The organism is Pedobacter sp., assembly GCF_045628745.1.
Lineage (GTDB): Bacteria > Bacteroidota > Bacteroidia > Sphingobacteriales > Sphingobacteriaceae > Pedobacter.
The window spans coordinates 1-1,542 of record NZ_JAZQPU010000426.1; the positions used below are offsets into that span (position 1 = coordinate 1).

Below are 1,542 nucleotides of genomic sequence, written 5' to 3' on the forward strand. Positions count from 1 at the left end.
ACCTTGGCGGGATTGGTAATGTATTCTGTCCAGAGGTTACCTTGGGCACCCCAAATGTATTTGGCATCTGCCGCACTGAGTTCTGGGGCTATTGGTTCATATTGATAGACCACGTCCAGGGGTGTATATTTATTGGCTGTCAGTGAATCGTCTTTCATAAACTGACTGTGGTTAAAGTACATGATGTTCTCTGGTGTCATGATGACTTTGTGTTTTTGTTTAGCCGCGGCGATGCCACCTTTTTCACCGCGCCAACTCATCACAATGGCATTGGGTGCTAGTCCACCGTCTAATATCTCATCCCATCCAATAATGGTTTTGCCTTTACTGTTCACAAACTTTTCTATTCTATGTATAAAATAACTTTGCACGCCATTTTCATCTTTCAGGCCCTTTTCTTTGATCAGATTTTGCGTAAAAGTACTTTGTTTCCACCAAATTTTGGCACATTCATCACCACCAATATGGATATAAGGAGAAGGAAACAGCGCCATGACTTCGGTGAGCACCTCTTCTAAAAAGGTAAAGGTCTGTTCTGAAGGCACTAATACGTTGTTGAACTTATTGAAAATGCCCCAGGTTTCTGCTACTTTTTTAGGCTGTTTAGGCGTTGTGCTTAAATGGGGGTAGGTAGCTAAAACCGCCAGGTTATGTCCGGGCATTTCAATTTCAGGGATAATGGTAATGTAGCGGTCAGCCGCATACTGGATCACTTCTTTAATTTGCTCCTGTGTATAGAAACCACCATGCCTGATATTGTCGTTTCCTTTGCCGGGATACAATCCTATGATGGAACCGTTTCGCCATGCACCCACTTCGGTGAGTTTAGGGTGTTTCTTGATCTCTATGCGCCAGCCATGATCGTCGGTGAGGTGCCAATGAAAATAATTCATCTTATGCATGGCCAGGTAATCGATATACCTTTTAACAAAAGCGACATCAAAGAAATGACGACTCACATCGAGGTGCATGCCACGGTAGTCAAACCGGGGGTAGTCCATGATATCTACTGCAGGCAGGGTAATGTTAAGGCTATCGGTATTTGTGTCTGTAGCTGTGGGCAACAGTTGCAGTAAGGTTTGCATGCCGTAAAATATTCCTTCATCTGTCGATGCGGTAATGGTTACGCGATTTTTGTTGACGACTAAATTGTACTGATGTAAATTGGGTGCAACACCGGCTGTGCGGATGAGTGAAATGACATTTTGCTGCTGTTCATGTGCAGGATAGCTAGCCGTGTTTAGCGCAAGATGGTAGTACTGCTGCAGCACATCGTTTAAATAGGCCGATGATTTTTGAAGGGCAGTATCACTCGTTAAAATTACGGTATTGCTGTTGAGCGTAAACTGCTGTTCAGGTAAACCTTGTGTAATGTTTACGGGCTGAGGAATTAAATCTGGGAATTGCGCCTGCGTGGTATGAACAAGCAGCAGGGAAAATATAAAAGGGAGGAGGAATTTCATCATTTTTTATTTGCCGATAAAATAGCAAAAAAAAAGCATCCCGACCAGCGGGATGCTTTTAATATATATAACTGGAGGT

1 protein-coding gene is annotated in these 1,542 nt (G+C 43.3%); it reads right to left on the minus strand.

Features of this window, described 5'->3' with window-relative positions; genetic code table 11:
• The coding region (locus ACR2F7_RS15580) for a beta-N-acetylhexosaminidase (protein ID WP_432714467.1) at positions 1 to 1,466 on the minus strand (1,466 nt) is incomplete at its 3' end.
• Between the last annotated feature and the right edge of the window lie 76 nt (positions 1,467 to 1,542).